Annotated in this window: 3 pseudogenes; all 3 read left to right on the top strand. The window is 41.8% G+C overall.

The features are described 5' to 3' along the window. Positions 1–394, top strand: a pseudogene (locus BN93_RS02950) (IS4 family transposase); the annotation flags it as partial. A 203-nt stretch (positions 395–597) separates the two neighbouring features. Next, positions 598–921 (top strand): annotated as a pseudogene (locus BN93_RS02945) (PDDEXK nuclease domain-containing protein); the annotation flags it as partial. A gap of 6 nt (positions 922–927) precedes the next feature. Continuing rightward, positions 928–1,183 (top strand): annotated as a pseudogene (locus BN93_RS02940) (hypothetical protein); the annotation flags it as partial.

The following is a 1,183-nucleotide window of genomic DNA, read 5'->3' as shown; positions in this document are numbered from 1 at the left end:
TCAGATCAGATGGAACATAGAGGTGATGAACAAGGAGACTAAGCAGTATCTCGGATTAGGGGGTTATCAGGGTTGCGACTTTAACGGTCAGATAGCCGACGCAACGCTGTGTTACCTTACATATATCGTCATGGCCTTGGAAAAGAGGTTCACAGAATATCAAACCATGGGCGAACTCTTTTCGGACATGGAGGGCGAACTCATGGCACTCACGTTATGGAAGCGAGTTCTAGCCTGTATCGAACGCATTCTTCGCGTTTTGGGAGAAACGCTTGGGGTGACGCCACAACAACTTATGGCTACGATCAGCGGCAACGACAAGGAGATGGTCAAAATCCTTGTAATGGCGGAAGCTTTGGAAAAATGGGATGAAGCACGTAGACAGACTGCATAACTTCTATTAGGCATGTGTTAAAACTCAATGGATATGGGGGACCATAGGCAAAGGCAAATGAGAAAAGACTGCGTTTTAAAGGGTGGGAAACTTTAGTAAATAATGTCAAAAGTGTAATACGCAAGTTTAGAGTTGAAGATTTTAAGAATAATAGTATCCTTAACTATGATATTCTGAACTACTTGCTTGATAACAAAGAGGAACATATCCAACTACACGCATACGTAGTTATCGAACTTAAAGCCACACCATTTAAGCCCGGATATATGGGCCAACTTAACTTCTACATCAATGTTGTTGACGATCGACTCCGTGGCGAACACGACAACAAGACCATTGGATTGCTGCTCTGCAATGGTGGTGATAAGGTGGTGGCGCAATATGCCCTCTCTGGCTACGACCAGCCCATCGGTGTCAGCGATTATCAACTAACAAAGGCTATTCCCGAGAATTTGAAATCAGCTCTGCCTACGATAGAGGAAGTTGAAGAGGAACTAAGCAAAACGATAACAGATTTAAATAATTGAGAACATATGAATACATTGTTATTACCAAAGGGACCAGAAGAATCTGTGTCCAACTTTATCATTATTGGAGCAAATGGAAGCGGAAAGAGCCATTTAGGAGTTTGGATTGAAGAGAATCAAGGCGAGGACATAAATGTGCTGAGAATTTCAGCACAAAGAGCACTTACTATCCCAAAAACTATAGTAGTAAAGAGCGAAGAGGCTGCTTGGAATAAAATTTACTATGGGAATGAAACTGAGAAAAATAAAGGATCTAAAGTTT

Origin of the sequence: Prevotella conceptionensis 9403948, from assembly GCF_000312305.1 — a bacterium.
GTDB classification, from domain to species: domain Bacteria; phylum Bacteroidota; class Bacteroidia; order Bacteroidales; family Bacteroidaceae; genus Prevotella; species Prevotella conceptionensis.
This window is presented reverse-complemented; position numbering and strand designations above follow the sequence as displayed.